Origin of the sequence: Burkholderia sp. RF7-non_BP4, assembly GCF_001521935.1 — a bacterium.
Lineage (GTDB): Bacteria > Pseudomonadota > Gammaproteobacteria > Burkholderiales > Burkholderiaceae > Burkholderia > Burkholderia diffusa.
Genome location: NZ_LOTA01000035.1, coordinates 27,691 through 43,935, shown reverse-complemented (window position 1 = coordinate 43,935; position 16,245 = coordinate 27,691). Strand labels below are relative to the sequence as shown.

Below are 16,245 nucleotides of genomic sequence, written 5' to 3'. Positions count from 1 at the left end.
GAACGGGGCCGGTGACGCGCGTCGCGGCGGATGCGACGAGTTGCAACAATATCGACAGGATGTTGCTCGTTTACCGCGCGATCGTGCACTGAAGCATAATGAATCCTCGTCAATCCACCACGCGCGAGCGACGTACCAGACCATCGTCATGAGCGAAAACACGCCTTCCCCGGCCGGTCTGCCCGGCACCTCTTCCGCTTCTACCGATTCCCCCCGTTCCAGTCCGGCGCATACGCCGGAGGCGCCCGCCACGCGGGCTGCCGCCGCACAGATCGTCGCGGCGGACGGCGCGTCGCCGGTCACGGCGGCGTCCGAGCCGGGCGCCGCCGGCACGACAGGCGCTGCCGCAGAAGGCCGTGCAGTGCCGCCGAAACCCGGCGCCGCGCCGCCCGGTTTCGGCGCGCAGCCCGATTTCGACACGTCGCGTCCGCCGCCCGCGAGCGCGCAGAACGCGCCGCCCGCGTACCTGAAGCAAAGCGACACGCCGTGGTCGGTGTTCGGCCGGATCGTCGCGGCGCGCGCACGCCGGATCTTCGATCGCGCCGGCCAGCGGATCACGCAGCGCACGCTGCGCATCGGCGTGTCGGCGCGGATCTTCCATCCGGAGCCGGGCGCGAAGGGGCTGCGCGGCAAGACGCTGCAGTATCTCGAAGAATCGATCGCGCACTGGGTGATGTCGCGCGACGTGCTCGTGTTCATGATCCCGACGGTCGGTCACCAGGGCATGCTGCATCCGAGCAACATCCGCCTGCGCGACTACGCGAAGCATCTCGACGGCCTGCTGCTGCAAGGCGGCGCCGACGTGTCGCCGCAAACCTACGCGGCGTCGGATGCGCGCCCCGAGTGGCCGGGCGACCGCGTGCGCGACATGTACGAGCTCGAGCTGTTTCACGAGTTCGTCGAGTCCGGCAAGCCGGTGCTCGGCGTGTGCCGCGGCGCCCAGCTGATCAACGTCGCGTTCGGCGGGTCGCTGTACCAGGACATCGCGACGGACGTGCCGACCGCGAATGCGCACGTGAGCGAGCATTACGACCAGCATCGCCACGCCATCCGCTTCCCCGACTCGTCGACGCTCGCGAGCATGTTCCCCGGGCGCAGCGAAGCGATCGTGAACTCGATCCACCATCAGGCGATCCGCGATCTCGGCCGCGATCTGAACATCGAGGCCGTGTCGGCCGGCGACGGGATCATCGAAGGCATTCGCTACCGGCGTGCGCCGTTCGTCGTCGGCGTGCAATGGCACCCGGAGTTTCATCGTGCCGGCGGCTCCGAGTTGCTCGACTGCACGCCGCTGCTCGATGCGTTCCTGCGCGCCGCTCGCGAGACCCGCCTGTAACCCGTTCTGGTATTGCCGCGCAGGAAAGCCGGCCGCATCCCGATAAATTCGAGATGCGGCCGTTTCGTTTTGAACGATAATCGCGACTCCCGATTCGTTCGACGGAGTCTGACGTTGGCCTTCCGAGATTTTTCCCCTGCACGATGCGCGACGTGGATCGTTGCGCTGGCCGCCTGCGCGCACGCGGGCGCGGCGTGGTCCGACGCGACCGCGCCGGTCGCGGGCACGCGCCCCGCGGTGACGAGCCTGAGCGGCGATGCGGCGACCGCCGCGCCGGCGTCCGCCACGGAGGCCGCCGCGCAAGGCAACGTCGCCGAACTCACGCAGATGCTGCATGACGGCCGAATCGTCGAGATGCGCACCACCTACAACGGCAGCTATGGCGCAAGCCTGATGTTCGATCCGCGCGAGATGACGTATTACGTCGCGCTGTTTCAGGACAAGCATCTGTGGCGCGTGATCAGGTCGCAGGAGAAGAACCGCGCGGAGATGGTGTACGCGAACTTCGTCCAGCAGACGGCGCAGCTCGCGGATGTCGAAATTCGTCGCACCGAACTCCAGGCGCAGAAGACGTTCCTCGAACGCGTGATCGCGCTGCAGGCGAATCGCGCGCAGCAACTGCAGGCCGATCTGAATATCGCGCGCGGCCAGCAGGCCGAGGTCGCGCAGCGGCAGAAGGCGGCGCAGGAGCAGACGCAGGCGCTGCAGATCGAGAAGCGGGCCGCGCAGGTGCAGTTGCGTGATCTGCAGGAGCAGGTACGGCAACTCGAACGGCAGTCCGAAACGGGATTGCCCGCGCACAAGTGACGATTCGGTCCGATGGACCGACGGACGGACGAAAACCCGGCGAAGCCTGCTTCGCCGGGTTTTTTGTTGGGCGCTGTCAGCGGGTGAGCGTATCCGGTACGTCGGTCAGGCGGCGGTGGGACAGTTGCGCTGTCCAGTCGAAGCCGGCGACGGGCGCATGGGCCGCCGGTGCCGGGCGATCGGCCTGCAGCGCGTTCGCCATCGCGATAAGCGTGAGCGGATCGTCGAGCGGGTCGTGGGGGGCGCCGGGATGCGCAGGCGAACCGACGCGATCGGGCGTCGGCGTGCGCGACGCGTGGTGAGTGACTGACGGGCGGGCGGTGACTCGCGGCGCGGAAGGTGCGTGCACGCGTGCCGTTGCCGTGCGCCTGGTGTCCGAACGATGCGGCGTTGGCGGCGCGGCAGTGGCGACGCGCTGAACGTTCGGTGTCGTGTCGGGGCGGCGCGGTGCTGGCTTGGTCGCCGCGTCGCGTGCGACGGGCAACGCCGCGGCAGGCGTCGCAACCTGCCGCGCCGCGACGCGCTGAGCCGGCGCGATGGTCGGCGTGGCGGGCGCCACCGCGGCCGTTGGCACGGCAACCATGGACTGCACGGGATGCGCCGGCACGACGCCAACGGTCTGAATCGCAGGCGCACGCGCGAAACCCGGGAACGGCTCGTGCGCGGCGATCAGCCAGCCGATGATGCCGAGTGCGCCAATGCTCCAGCAGGCGGCGTGCCGCGCACGCCGGTCATGCGCGCGACCGGTGGCATGCTCGATGTGCTGGCCGGCGGCGCGCGCCGCAACGGCCGCTACACCGGCGGACACAGGGCGCGCGGCGGGCGGCGATTGCCAGCGGCACGTGCGATGCGGTGCTTCGACGTCGATGCACGAGGTCTTCAGGACGGCAGCGCAGCGCGTGCCGAGCCGGGTGCCGGGCGCGCGGCGGAACGTCCATTCACGGCCGAACGGCGGCACGCCGTCGAGGGGCGCGACACGAGGGCGGGCAAACGGACCTTCGACGGGAACGAGAGGCGTTGGGATCATGAGGGCGGTACGCGGTGCGACACGGGCGACGATGCCGGCAGCGGCGCGAATAGCGTGGCGAGTCGTGACATTGTGGTGAGTCGCCGGCGACCTGTCGATCAGACCGATCTGATTTTCGTGCGTTTTTCGAGGCGATTCGTACGAGACGAACGCGGCGACGTTGATCGCGGCCCCGGCCCCAAGGCAATTGTCGGCTTCGCGTGGCATCATTTGCCGACCATGCCGGCGTGCACATCGTTGCGCGGCGTGCCGCCGGCTGGCAACGATGTTCGTGCGCGCCGGTCCGGCGCCACACGCATCGTCGGATCCCTACGGCGCCGATGTCGCGCCATCCGCGCCGAGAGAGAACAACATGTCCACAGCAACACACGCCGTCGTCCAGGAATCGAAGGTTCGTACCGTGTTCCGGGTCGTCAGCGGCAACTTCCTGGAAATGTACGACTTCATGGTCTACGGGTATTACGCGTCGGCCATCGCGAAAACCTATTTTCCGAGCGGCAACGCGTTCGCGTCGCTGATGCTGTCGCTATCCGTGTTCGGCGCGGGCTTCCTGATGCGCCCGGTCGGCGCGATCGTGCTCGGCGCATACATCGACCACCACGGCCGCCGCAAGGGGCTGATCCTGACGCTTGGGCTGATGGCGCTCGGCACGCTCACGGTGGCCGCGATACCCGGCTATGCGACGATCGGCGTGCTCGCGCCGGTGCTCGTGCTGCTCGGCCGGTTGCTGCAGGGCTTTTCCGCGGGCGTCGAACTCGGCGGCGTGTCGGTCTACCTGTCGGAAATCGCGACGAAGGGGAACAAGGGGTTCTATACGTCATGGCAATCGGGCAGCCAGCAGGTGGCGGTCGTGTTCGCCGCGTTCGTCGGCGTGCTGCTGAACCGCGCGCTGCCGGCCGAGGACATGACCGCGTGGGGCTGGCGCATTCCGTTCCTGATCGGCTGTCTGATTGTCCCGTTCCTGTTCCTGATCCGTCGTTCGCTGAAGGAGACCGACGAATTCCTCGCGAAGCGTCATCGTCCGACGATGGGCGAGATCATGCGTTCGATGCTCGAGAACTGGGGTGTCGTGATCGCCGGAATGGGGATGGTGATCATGACGACGGTGTCGTTCTACATGATCACGGCCTACACGCCGACATTCGGCAAGGAAGTGCTGCACCTGTCGTCGCTCGACGCGCTCGTCGTGACCGTCTGTGTCGGCCTGTCCAATCTCGTCTGGCTGCCGTTGTCCGGCGCGCTGTCGGATCGCATAGGCCGCCGCCCGGTGCTGATCGCGTTCACGGTGCTCACGCTGCTGTCGGCCTACCCGGCCGTGCTTTGGCTCGTGGCCGATCCGTCGTTCCTGCGGCTGCTGGCCGTCGAGCTGTGGCTGTCGTTCCTGTACGGCTCGTACAACGGCGCGATGGTCGTCGCGCTGACCGAAGTCATGCCGGCCGACGTGCGCACGGCCGGCTTCTCGCTCGCGTACAGCCTCGCGACGACGATCGGCGGTTTCACGCCGGCGATCTCGACGTTGCTGATCCACCAGACCGGCAACAAGGCGGCCCCGGGGCTGTGGCTGAGCGTCGCCGCGATCTGCGGATTGATCGCGACGCTCGTGCTGTATCGCACGCCCGAGTCGCGCAACCAGTACAAGGCGGCCTGACGCCACCCGCGTCGCGTCACGTCGAATGAAAAAAAAGGAGCGCGTCGCGCTCCTTTTTTCATTCGCGCTCGGCCGGGGTCAGGCGTCGCGCAGCGCGCCGGCGACCGCCGTCGCCACGTCGAGCCATTGCCCCGGTGCGGACTGGCGGGCGAGCCGCGCGTGCGGATACCACGGGCAATCGTCGCCGGTGAACCAGCGCCAGTCGGGCGCGAACGGCAGCATGATCCATAGCGGCTTGCCGAGTGCGCCCGCGAGGTGCGCGACCGCCGTGTCGATCGTGACGACGCCGTCGAGCCGTTCGATCAGCGCGGCCGTGTCGGCGAAGTCGTTCAGGCGCCCGTCGAGGCGATGCACGCGCGGATGCGCGTCGACGCGCGCGCGTTCATCTTCGTCGAGCGCCGGCTGCAGCACGACCCAGTCGATGTCCGGCAGAGCGAGCAGCGGCGCGAGCGCGTCGAACGGCATCGAGCGGTTTTCCTGCGCCTGCCGGCGCCCCGACCACGCGAGACCGAACTTGCGCTTCGACTGGCCGCCGAGCGAGCCGCGAAAGCGCCGGTGCGCGTTGTCCGGCGCGTCGAGGTAGCGTTTGCCCGCGACGATGTCGGCCGGCTGCAGGCCGAGCAGGAACGGCAGGCTCATCAGCGTGCACGCGACGTCCGCCGCCAGCGGCTTCGCGGCGCCCTGTGCGACGAGCGTCACGCGCCAGCGTGCCGCGGCCGGCGCGAGCAGCGTGACGAGTTCCGGCTGCACTTCGAGCACGACGCGCGCGCAGCGCGCGCGGGCGAGCGGCACGAAGCGGACGAACTGCAGCGTGTCGCCGAAGCCCTGTTCCGCGCGGATCAGTAGCGTGCGCGACGCAATCGGCTCGCCTTGCCAGCGCGGCAGCGTGCCGAGCGGCGTCGCGCCCGGCGTGTCGTGACGCGTTTCGTATGCGGGCAGGCCGCGCGTGAAGTCGCCCAGCGTCAGCAGCGTGACGGCGCGATGCAGGTGCGCGAGTTTGAGGTCGGGAGCGACGCGCAGCGCCTGGTCGTACGCGCGCAGCGCCATCTCGTGCGCGCCGAGTGCGTGATGCGCGTTGCCGAGGTTCAGCCACGCGAGACTGAACGACGGATCGAGGCCGACCGCGCGTTCGTAATAGGGCAGCGCTTCGCGCTGGCGTGCCTGCGCGCACAGCGCGTTCGCGAGCCCGAAAAGGGCGAGCGGGAACGGCGGGTGCAGCGCGAGCGCGGCTTCGAATGCGGCGGCGGCTTCGGCGTGACGGCCGACCGCCTCGAGCGTGTTGCCGAGATTGAAATGCGCGGCGACGAAGCGCGGCTGCGCGGCGATCGCCGCCTGGAAGTGCGCGATCGCATCGTCGGCCCGGCCCATCGCGTTCAGCGCCATCGCGAGATTGTTGTGCGCGCCGGCATGCCCGGGCCGCAACTCGAGCGCGCGATGGAATGCGGCGAGCGCGTCGTCGTGACGGCCGAGGGCATTCAGCGCGTTGCCGAGGTTGTTATGGATCGATGCGTCGTCGGGCGTGAGCCGGAGCGCGCGGCCGAACGCGTCGATGGCATCCTCGTGGCGCTGCAGCGCCGCATACGCGTTGCCGAGGTTGTAGTGCGCGAGCGGAAATTCCGGCGCGAGCGTGAGCGCGTTGCGAAAGCGGTCGATCGCTTCGTCGAGTCGGCCGAGCGCCTTCAGCGCGTTGCCGAGATTGAGCTGCAGCGCCGCATCGTTCGGGCGCAGGTCGACCGCACGCCCGACGAGATCGGCCGCCTCGGCATGCTGGCCCTGCTGGTGCCGCAGCACGCCGAACAGATGCAGTGCGTCGGCGTCGGCGGGATTGGTTGCGAGGGCGGTGCGATAGCCGTGCTCGGCCTCGGCGAGGCGGCCCGCGCGGTGCGCGGCATACGCTCGGTCGAATGCGGTATCCATGACGCGAAAACTGACGGAAAGCGCGTATTTTCCCACACTGCGCGGGGGTGCCCCAGATCGGCCGGTCGGCATATGGCCCCGTCACGCGGAGCGGCGTAGACTTGCACAATCGCGTGTCATCGAGGTTCTCATGGCTGACACACTGCTCGATATCCCGCCCGTGCTGATCGTCGGCGCGGGCCCGACCGGCCTTGCCGCCGCGATGGCGCTCGCGCGTGCCCGCGTGCCGGTGCGCATCATCGACCGGCTCGCCGCGCCCGCACCGTATTCGCGCGCGATCGGCATCCAGGCGCGCACGCTCGAACTGCTGGAGCAGCATCGCGCGGTCGAACCGTTTCTCGCGTTGGGCCATCGTGCGCATGCGGCCACACTGCATGCGGACGGCCGCGTGATTGCGCGGCTCGATTTCGATCCACTGCAGACACGCTATCCGTATTTGCTGTTTCTCGACCAGAGCATCACCGAGCGGCTGCTCGCCGAGCACCTGGCCGGGTTCGGCGTGACGGTCGAACGCGGTGTCACGCTGACCGCGTGCGACGCGGGCGGTTCGTCGCTCGACGTGACGATCCGCGGCGCCGACGGTCGTGAACAGGCGTTCGCACCGTCGTACCTGATCGCCGCCGACGGCGCGCACAGCACGGTGCGCCATCTGCTCGGCCTGGGCTTCGCCGGGCATGCGTTCGAGCAGACCTTCCTGCTCGCCGATTTCGCGGCGATACCCGACTGGCCGGACGAGGAGATCCACCTGTTCACGACGCCGGACGGCATCGCGGGGCTGTTTCCGATGGGCGGCGGCCGCTACCGGCTTGTCGCCGACCGGCCGCCCGGCGGCGACGCACCGCCCGATGCGCGGACCCCGCCGACCCCGACGCTCGACGAATGCGAGGCGATCATGCGCGCTCGCGTCGGCGCGTCGATCGCGCCGAGCGATCTCGCGTGGTCGGCGTATTTCCGTCTGCATAGCCGGATGGTCGAGCGGCTGCGTCACGGGCGCGTGTTCTTCGCGGGTGATGCCGCGCACGTTCACAGCCCGGCGGGCGCGCAAGGCATGAACACGGGTATCCAGGAAGCGTTCAATCTCGGCTGGAAGCTCGCGCGCGTGCTTGGCGCGGGCACGCCGGAGCGGCTGCTCGACACGTACCACGCGGAGCGCCATCCGATCGAGCGTGACGTATTGCGGCAGACCGGCTTCATCACGCAGATCGTCGAAGCCGACCACGGCGCGATGAAGCTGCTGCGCGATCATGTCGTGCCGCTGCTGGCGTCGTTCGGGCCGGTGCGTGACGCGGTGCGCCGCACCGTCAGCGAGCTCGGTGTGCAATACCGGAAAAGCCCGCTCACGCTCGAACGCGTGCTCGACGGCGGGCCGCGCGCAGGCGAGCGTGCCCCCGACGCGCTCGTGCACGTGGTCGACGGGCCGCTCGGCCGGGCGCCCGGGACCGCGCGACTATACGACCTGCACGATCCGGCGAGCTTTACGCTGCTGCTGCTCGAGGAGCCGGCAGGTGCCGACACGGGCGATACGGCCGATGTGCCGCCGATGCCCGCGGACGCGCAGGCGCTCGTGCAGGGGCTGGAGCGGATCATGCCGGGCGCCGTGCGAACTTGGCGCGTCGCCGATGCCGAAAGCGACGGCACGGACGGGCTCGCGCAGGTATACGGCCGTTCGAGGCCGTCGTTTTACCTGCTGCGTCCCGATGGCTATATCGCGGTGCGCGGCCGTACCGCCACCGACGCGACCGCGCTGCTGCGCCATTGCGAAAGCTGGTTCGCGGGCATGCCGGTGCCCGCGTAGCGGAGCGCTCAGGCGGGGGCCGCGGCCGGCGTGAGCAATGCGCGGTGCGCGGCGATCGCGTCGCGCACGATCGGCGCGGCGCGTTGCGCGGCTTCGCTCGACGGATCGTCGAGCGCGGCGAGTAGCGCGCGTCGCATCCGCGGTTCCCAGAAGCGCCGGATGTGTTCGGCGATGCCGGCCAGCGCTTCTTCGCGATCGGGCATCGATTCGAAGAACGCGCCGATCTGGTTGGCCATGTCGATCAGGTGTCCGATGTCCATCGCGTCCTCACTTGCCCGTCGTCGCGGCGGCCGGCGTGGCGGCGCGGCGCTCGAGCAGATCGAGCTGCTCCGAGTTGAAGCGTGCATACGCGCGCTGCCAGTCCGACGGCTGCGCAACCGGCATCACCTGCACGGCCGTGACCTTGTATTCCGGGCAGTTCGTGGCCCAGTCGGAGCTGTCCGTCGTGATCACGTTCGCCCCTGACTCGGGGAAGTGGAACGTCGTGTACACGACACCCGGCTGCATGCGGTCGGACACGAGCGCACGCAGTACCGTCTGGCCGGCCCGCGATTCGATGCCGACCCAGTCGCCGGTCCGGATCCCGCGATCCTCCGCATCGTGCGGATGAATCTCGAGGCGATCCTCTTCGTGCCACCGGACGTTCTCGGTCCGGCGCGTCTGCGCGCCGACGTTGTATTGCGACAGGATGCGGCCCGTGGTCAGGATCAGCGGATAGCGCTGCGTGACCTTTTCGGGCGTCGGAATGTACTGCGTGATCACGAACCGGCCCTTGCCGCGCACGAACGCGTCGATGTGCATCGTCGGCGTGCCGTCCGGTGCAGCTTCGTTGCACGGCCACTGGATGCTGCCGAGCGCGTCGAGTTTCTCGTACGACACGCCGGAGAAGGTCGGCGTGAGCCGCGCGATCTCGTCCATGATTTCCGACGGATGCGTGTAGTGCATGTCGTAGCCGAGCGCCTGCGACAGCAGCAGCGTCACTTCCCAGTCGGCGTAACCCGCGAGCGGCGGCATCACCTTGCGTACGCGCGAGATGCGGCGCTCCGCGTTCGTGAACGTGCCGTCCTTCTCGAGGAACGTCGAGCCCGGCAGCAGCACGTGCGCGTATTTCGCGGTTTCGTTCAGGAAGATGTCCTGCACGACGATGCATTCCATCGCCGACAGCGCGGCTGCGACGTGCTGCGTGTTCGGGTCCGACTGGACGATGTCCTCGCCCTGGCAGTAAAGCCCCTTGAAGCTGCCGTCGAGCGCCGCGTCGAACATGTTCGGGATGCGCAGCCCCGGTTCCGGTTGCAGCGTGGCCGACCATGCTTCCTCGAACTGGCTGCGCACGATTGCGTCGCTGATGTGCCGGTAGCCAGGCAGCTCGTGCGGGAACGAACCCATGTCGCACGAGCCTTGCACGTTGTTCTGGCCGCGCAGCGGATTGACGCCGACGCCTTCGCGGCCGATGTTGCCGGTCGCCATCGCGAGGTTCGCGATGCCCATCACCGTCGTCGAGCCTTGCGCGTGTTCGGTCACGCCGAGGCCGTAGTAGATCGCGGCGTTGCCGCCGGTGGCATAGAGGCGCGCGGCCTCGCGCACCCGTTCGGCCGGTACGCCCGTCACCTCAGCGGTGGCCTCGGGCGAGTTCTCGGCGCGCGACACGAAGTCGCGCCATTGCTCGAACGCGCGCGTGTCGCAGCGTTCGGCGACGAATGCGTCGGCGACGAGCCCTTCGGTCACGATCACGTGCGCGAGCGCATTGACCATCGCGACGTTGGTGCCGGGGCGCAGCTGCAGGTGGTGCGTGGCCTTCACGTGCGGGCCGTCGACCACGTCGATGCGGCGCGGGTCGATCACGATCAGCTTCGCGCCTTCGCGGATGCGCCGCTTCATGCGCGAGCCGAACACCGGGTGGCCGTCGGTCGGGTTCGCGCCCATCACGACGATCACGTCGGCCTGGCCGACCGACGCGAAGGTCTGGGTGCCGGCCGATTCGCCGAGCGTCGTCTTCAGGCCATAGCCGGTCGGCGAGTGGCACACGCGTGCGCAGGTGTCGACGTTGTTGTTGCCGAACGCGGCGCGCACAAGCTTCTGCACGAGGTAGGTTTCCTCGTTCGTGCAGCGCGACGACGTGATGCCGCCGATCGAATCGCGGCCATATTTCTGCTGCAGCTTGCGGAATTGCGTCGCCGCGTAGGTCAGCGCCTCTTCCCAGCTGACTTCGCGCCACGGGTCGGTGATCTTCTCGCGGATCATCGGTTTCGTGATGCGGTCCTTGTGCGTTGCGTAGCCCCACGCGAAGCGGCCCTTCACGCACGCGTGGCCTTCGTTCGCGAGGCCGTTCTTGTGCGGCGTCATGCGCACGACCTGCGTGCCCTTCATCTCGGCCTTGAACGAGCAGCCGACGCCGCAGTACGCGCAGGTCGTGACGATCGAGTGCTCGGCCTGGCCGAGCTGGACGACGGATTTCTCCTGCAGCGTGGCGGTCGGGCACGCGGCGACGCAGGCGCCGCACGATACGCAGTCCGACGCCATGAACGATTCGCTTTCGCCGGCGGCGACGCGCGATTCGAAACCGCGTGCGGCGATCGTCAGCGCGAACGTGCCCTGCGTTTCCTCGCATGCGCGCACGCAGCGGTTGCAGACGATGCACTTCGACGGATCGTACGTGAAGTACGGATTCGATTCGTCCTTTTGCTCGCGCAGGTGATTCGCGCCGTCGAAGCCGTAACGCACTTCGCGCAGCCCGACCACGCCCGCCATGTCCTGCAGCTCGCAGTCGCCGTTGGCGGGGCAGGTGAGGCAGTCGAGCGGGTGATCGGAGATGTACAGCTCCATCACGTTGCGGCGCAGCGACTGCAGCCGGTCCGATTGCGTGCGCACCTTCATCCCGGCTTCGGCGGGCGTCGTGCACGATGCCGGATAGCCGCGCCGGCCTTCGATTTCGACCAGGCACAGGCGGCACGAGCCGAACGGTTCGAGCGAATCGGTCGCGCAGAGCTTGGGCACATTGACGCCGGCTTCGATCGCGGCGCGCATCACCGACGTGCCGGCCGGCACCGTCACCGGCTGGCCGTCGATTTCGAGCGTTACGTCGGTATCGGCATGCCGTTGCGGCGTACCGTAGTCGGTTTCGTCGAACGGATCGCGCACGCGCGCCTGCGCGGCGCTCTTGCACGCGCATTGGCCCGAGCCGCAGCCGCCTTGGCGGACGTTGTTCGTGTCGAGGGACATTCAGGGCTCCTTCTGGGTCAGGCCGCGGCCTTGACCGGACCCGACGCGGCTTGCTTGCCGGCGGCGAGCCCGAAATCTTCGGGGAAATGGTCGAGCGCGGACAGCACCGGGTACGGCGTCATCCCGCCCATCGCGCACAGCGAGCCGGCGAGCATCGTGTCGCACAGGTCGCGCAGCAGCGTGACCTGTCGCTCCGACTTGTCGCCCTGGCGAATGCGTGCGATCGTCTCGACGCCGCGCGTCGATCCGATCCGGCACGGCGTGCACTTGCCGCACGATTCGATCGCGCAGAACTTCATCGCGTATTCGGCGAGTTCCGCGAGATTCGACGTGTCGTCGTGCAGCACGATGCCGCCGTGGCCGACGACCGCGCCGATCGCCGTGTACGCCTCGTAGTCGAGCGGCACGTCCCACTGGTGTTCGGGCAGATAGGTGCCGAGCGGGCCGCCGACCTGGGCGGCGCGCGCGGGCCGGCCGCTTGCCGTGCCGCCGCCGTAGTCAAACATCAGCTCGCGCAGCGTGACGCCGAACGCGAGCTCGACGAGGCCGCCGTAGCGGATGTTGCCTGCGAGCTGGAACGGCAGCGTGCCGCGCGAGCGGCCCATCCCGTAGTCGCGATAGAACGCGGCGCCGCGCGCGAAGATCACCGGCGCGGTCGCGAGCGTGATCACGTTGTTGATCACGGTCGGCTGGCCGAACAGGCCAGCGAGCGCGGGCAGCGGCGGCTTCGCGCGCACGACGCCGCGCTTGCCTTCGAGCGATTCGAGCAGCGCCGTTTCCTCGCCGCACACGTACGAGCCGGCGCCCTTTGCGACGTGCAGGTCGAATGCATGCGCGGAGCCGAGCACGCGTTCGCCAAGCCAGCCGGCTTCACGGGCGCGCTCGATCGCGGTTTCCAGTGCCGCGATCGCGTGCGGGTATTCGCTGCGCACGTAGATGTAGCCGAGCGTCGCGCCCGTCGCGATGCCCGCGATGATCATCCCTTCGATCAGGCAGTACGGATCGCTTTCCATGATCAGGCGATCGGAGAACGTGCCCGAATCGCCTTCGTCCGCGTTGCAGACGATGTACTTCTGCGTCGCGCTGGCCTGCCGGACGGTGCGCCATTTGATGCCGGCCGGGAAGGCTGCGCCTCCGCGGCCGCGCAGCCCCGATTCGATCAGCAATTCGCACGCGGCGCCGCCGTCGAGCGCGAGCGCGTTCTTCAGGCCGGCGAGGCCGTCGTGCTTCAGGTAATCGTCGATCGACAGCGGATCGGTCAGGCCAATGCGCGCGAACGTGAGGCGCTGCTGGCGCGCGAGATAGGGCAGGGCGTCGACGAGGCCGACGCCGCTCGGATGCGCGCCGCCGTCGAGCCAGTTCGCGTCGAACAGGGCAGGCACGTCGGCGGCCGACAGGTTCGCGTAGCCGACGCGCCCGGCGGCCGTGCCGACCTCGACGAGCGGCTCGAGCCACAGCAGCCCGCGCGAGCCGTTGCGGATCAGTTCGATCGCGACGCCGCGCCGCTCGGCTTCCGCGACGATCGCGGCGGCGAGGGCGTCGGCGCCGAGCGCCAGCGCGGACGAATCGCGCGGAACGTAGATGCGCGTCGTCATGCGGCCTCCGGGGTGTGGGCGGTCGCGTCGGCGAGCAGGGCGTCGAACTTCTCCGGCGTGACCTTCGCGTGCAGCACGCCGTTGACCGTCATCGACGGCGATTGCGCGCACAGCCCGAGGCAGTAGACCGATTCGAGCGCGACGTCACCCGGCGCGTGCGCGTCGGCGCCATCGCCGTGCGCCGCGTCGAACCGGCAACCCGTGCGCGCTTCCGCGTGCGCGGCCAGCGCTTCGCAGCCCATGCTGCGGCACGCCTCGGCGCGGCACATCTGGATCGTCACGCGCGCGGGCGGCGCGGTGCGGAAGTGGTGATAGTAGGTGAGCACGCCGTGCACTTCGGCGCGCGACAGATTCAGCGCCTTCGCGAGCGGCGCGACGCAGCCTGCCGGCACGTAGCCTGCGTCGTCCTGGATCGCATGCAGGATCGCGACGAGCGAGCGGCCGGCACGCGCGTGGCGCTCGACGAGCGCGTCGGGCGCAGGGGAATTCGGGGACATCGGTTATGCTCCTCCAAAGTCTCATATGTGCCTCTAATTCATATAGTGCACATCGGGACTTCGTCCTGATTGATTTTGAGCAACGATAAGCGGAAGATTCCGCAGTCGCAATAGGAAATCGGAGTACATAATTGATTCGAATCGAATGCGACGCGTATCTGACCGTACGCGACACCGAGGGCCGCACCGCCAGCCTGTCGGACGTCGCCCCGTTGCTGGAGCTCGTGGCCGATACGGGCAGCATCGCGCAGGCCGCGCAGGCGAAAGGTCTGTCGTATCGGCACGCGTGGGGCATGCTGCGGGCGCTGGAGGCGTGCGTCGGCGGCGAGTTGATCGAGACGGCGCGCGGCAAGGGGTCGACGCTGTCGGAGCTCGGGCAGGCGATCGTCGACGCGCAGCGGCTCGCGCGCAGCCGTCTCGACGGCAACCTGCGCGCGCTGGCGGCCGAGGTGGCGAGCGACCTGAACCGGCGGCTCGCGCAGCGCGACGGCGCCGTGCGCATCCATGCGTCGCACGGCTACGCGGTTGCGACGCTCGTTTCCGCGCTTGTCGATGCGCAGGCCGCCGTCGACATCAAGTATCGCGAGAGCGTCGAGGCCGTGCAGGCGCTTGCGCGCGGCGAATGCGAACTGGCCGGTTTTCATCTGCCACGCGGCGCGTTCCGCGAACAGTGCGCGCAGATCTACCGGCCGTGGCTCGACGACGCGCGTCACGTGCTGATTCATCTGACGCGTCGCCAGCAGGGGCTGTTCGTGCCGCGGGGCAACCCGAAGCAGGTCGGCGGGCTCGCCGATCTCGCCCGCAACGACATCCGCTTCGTCAATCGGCAGCCGGGGTCGGGCACGCGGATGCTGCTCGATCTTGCATTGCGCGCGATCGGCATCGATCCCGAGCGTATCGACGGCTATGCGTCGGCCGAACTCACGCATTCGGCGATCGCCGCATTCGTCGCGAGCGGGATGGCCGATCTCGGCTTCGGCGTCGAGCCGGCCGCCCATCACTTCGGGCTCGGTTTCATCCCGGTCGTCGACGAGGACTATTACTTTGCGTGCGAACGCGCGCAGCTCGATTCGCGACCGCTCGCCGGCGTGCTCGCCTTGTTGCGCGATGCACGCTTCGTCGACCGCGTCGCGCATCTCGACGGCTACGATCCGGCCGCGTGCGGGACGCTGATCGGCATCGCGGAGGGATTCGCCGGTATCGCCGGGGGCGGTATGCCGGACGGCAACGCACAGTAACGGGGACGCGCGCGAACCGCGCTGCAGCAGCGAGGGATTTGCGCTACGCTTGCCGCTTGATCAACGTTCCAACAAGCACGCCGTTCAGGCGTCATCCCGCCATGAAACTATCCGTTCCCTTCTCCGCGGCAGCGTTGACCGCAGGGCTTCTTGTTGCTGTTTCGCCGTTGGCGTTCGCGCAGAATTCACCGGGCGTGCCCGGCGGGATCCTGAGCGAACAGTTCCGCCTGAACGAGCATCCGCAGATGCCGTTCGCGGCGTCTGCGCCGTCGCAGAAATACCAGAGCGGCAAGAAGTCGGCATTGCGCCGCAAGGGTGATTTGGGAGACCCGAACGGCTGCAACCTGAAGTGTCCGATGGACACTCAATAAGCAGGCGCTGACGCGCCGGGTTGTCGACGCCGCGATCGTTTGTCCTGATCGCGCCGATGCCGCGCGGTTTTTTTCGAGCCCCGCAGGGTGTACTGCCTTGCGGGGCTCGTGCTTTATGGGGCTCGGTTCGGCCTCGCGTGGTGCGATCTTGCGGTGCCGGCCCATGTCTGCATGGATATAGGGTTAACCCGTGTTTCGGGAAGGATGTCTTCCTGAAACCTGCCTTATTCTTAAGCACATGCCTACATAAACTTCGGTTTGTCAGCGATGAACGGGTGTTCACCGCGAAATCAGACAAATCTGGAGGTAGGTCATCATGAAGTCGCTCGTTCAAGCCGTTGTCGTTGCTGCTGCTCTCGTTGCCCCGGTCGTGTCGTTCGCGCAGTCCGGCTCGGCACTCACCCGCGCACAGGTTCGCGCCGAACTGGTTCAGCTTCAGCAGGCCGGTTACAACACCGCCCGCGGCGAAGATCCGCACTATCCGGAAGCGATCCAGGCCGCCACGGCGCGTGTCGCGGAGCAACAGCGCAGCGCGCTCGCCCAGGCGCAAGGCGCCGACGCCAGCGGTTATGGCGCGCAGGTGCAGGGCGCATCGGCATCGGGTTCGCGTGCGATCGGCGTGCGTCCGGCCAGCGCAGAAGAAATGAAGTCGATGTATCGCGGCAGCTAAGCGGCGCGTCGCCCGGTGAGGCCGTGCTGCGGCGGCGATGATGCGTCGCGTGCCGGGCAAGGGGACCGTCCGCCGCGGTCGATCACCGCGCGGGCGACGTCGAACATCCGTCACCTCCTGCCGCC

13 protein-coding genes are annotated in these 16,245 nt (G+C 68.5%); 7 read left to right on the top strand and 6 right to left on the bottom strand.

Annotation, left to right across the window (positions count from 1 at the left end; translation table 11 throughout):
- The first annotated feature begins 148 nt into the window (after positions 1–148).
- Both WS49_RS15555 and WS49_RS15550 read left to right on the top strand, forming a co-directional pair.
- Complete coding sequence (locus tag WS49_RS15555; RefSeq protein ID WP_059530060.1) at positions 149–1,336, top strand: gamma-glutamyl-gamma-aminobutyrate hydrolase family protein; 1,188 nt, start codon at positions 149–151, stop codon at positions 1,334–1,336.
- Positions 1,337–1,450: 114 nt separating this feature from the next.
- On the top strand, positions 1,451–2,143 hold the full coding sequence (locus WS49_RS15550; RefSeq protein ID WP_059530057.1) for a DUF2968 domain-containing protein: 693 nt from the start codon (positions 1,451–1,453) through the stop codon (positions 2,141–2,143).
- 76 nt (positions 2,144–2,219) lie between these two features.
- On the opposite strand, the gene WS49_RS15545 is transcribed toward WS49_RS15550, so the two are convergent.
- Positions 2,220–3,380: a hypothetical protein gene (locus WS49_RS15545; protein WP_257127666.1), complete on the bottom strand. Its 1,161-nt coding sequence runs from the start codon at positions 3,378–3,380 to the stop codon at positions 2,220–2,222.
- A gap of 142 nt (positions 3,381–3,522) precedes the next feature.
- On the opposite strand from WS49_RS15545, the gene WS49_RS15540 reads away from it, so the two are divergent.
- On the top strand, positions 3,523–4,818 hold the full coding sequence (locus WS49_RS15540) for an MFS transporter (RefSeq protein ID WP_059530527.1): 1,296 nt from the start codon (positions 3,523–3,525) through the stop codon (positions 4,816–4,818).
- A 78-nt stretch (positions 4,819–4,896) separates the two neighbouring features.
- On the opposite strand, the gene WS49_RS15535 is transcribed toward WS49_RS15540, so the two are convergent.
- The gene (locus tag WS49_RS15535) at positions 4,897–6,735 is read right to left on the bottom strand and encodes a tetratricopeptide repeat protein (protein ID WP_441294169.1); all 1,839 of its coding nucleotides are present in this window, start codon (positions 6,733–6,735) and stop codon (positions 4,897–4,899) included.
- A gap of 130 nt (positions 6,736–6,865) precedes the next feature.
- Here WS49_RS15535 and WS49_RS15530 point away from each other — a divergent pair, with 130 nt between their 5' ends.
- On the top strand, positions 6,866–8,530 hold the full coding sequence (locus WS49_RS15530) for an FAD-dependent monooxygenase (RefSeq protein WP_059530048.1): 1,665 nt from the start codon (positions 6,866–6,868) through the stop codon (positions 8,528–8,530).
- A gap of 8 nt (positions 8,531–8,538) precedes the next feature.
- Here the strand turns inward: WS49_RS15530 and WS49_RS15525 are convergent, their stop codons facing one another.
- From WS49_RS15525 to WS49_RS15510, 4 genes are read right to left on the bottom strand one after another with little or no spacing between them, the layout of a single operon-like run.
- Positions 8,539–8,790 carry a formate dehydrogenase subunit delta gene (locus tag WS49_RS15525; protein ID WP_059530045.1) on the bottom strand — a complete coding sequence of 84 codons (252 nt, stop codon included), beginning with the start codon at positions 8,788–8,790 and terminating at the stop codon, positions 8,539–8,541.
- Between the two features lie 7 nt (positions 8,791–8,797).
- Positions 8,798–11,749: a formate dehydrogenase subunit alpha gene (gene fdhF, locus WS49_RS15520; RefSeq protein ID WP_059530043.1), complete on the bottom strand. Its 2,952-nt coding sequence runs from the start codon at positions 11,747–11,749 to the stop codon at positions 8,798–8,800.
- Between the two features lie 17 nt (positions 11,750–11,766).
- Positions 11,767–13,344 (bottom strand): formate dehydrogenase beta subunit, encoded by a 1,578-nt coding sequence (locus WS49_RS15515; protein ID WP_059530040.1) that lies wholly within the window; start codon positions 13,342–13,344, stop codon positions 11,767–11,769.
- Entirely contained in the window at positions 13,341–13,841 is a 501-nt protein-coding gene (locus WS49_RS15510; RefSeq protein WP_059530037.1) for an NAD(P)H-dependent oxidoreductase subunit E, read from the bottom strand. The genes WS49_RS15515 and WS49_RS15510 overlap by 4 nt, the downstream gene beginning before the upstream one ends.
- Positions 13,842–13,972: 131 nt before the next feature.
- Here WS49_RS15510 and WS49_RS15505 point away from each other — a divergent pair, with 131 nt between their 5' ends.
- The 3 genes from WS49_RS15505 to WS49_RS15495 all read left to right on the top strand — a co-directional run bounded on the left by WS49_RS15505 (position 13,973) and on the right by WS49_RS15495 (position 16,120).
- A complete protein-coding gene (locus tag WS49_RS15505) occupies positions 13,973–15,079 on the top strand; it encodes a substrate-binding domain-containing protein (protein WP_059530035.1) in 1,107 nt (368 codons plus the stop codon).
- A gap of 101 nt (positions 15,080–15,180) precedes the next feature.
- Positions 15,181–15,450 (top strand): hypothetical protein, encoded by a 270-nt coding sequence (locus WS49_RS15500; RefSeq protein ID WP_059530032.1) that lies wholly within the window; start codon positions 15,181–15,183, stop codon positions 15,448–15,450.
- Positions 15,451–15,766: 316 nt separating this feature from the next.
- The gene (locus WS49_RS15495) at positions 15,767–16,120 is read left to right on the top strand and encodes a DUF4148 domain-containing protein (protein ID WP_059530029.1); all 354 of its coding nucleotides are present in this window, start codon (positions 15,767–15,769) and stop codon (positions 16,118–16,120) included.
- Positions 16,121–16,245 lie beyond the last annotated feature (125 nt).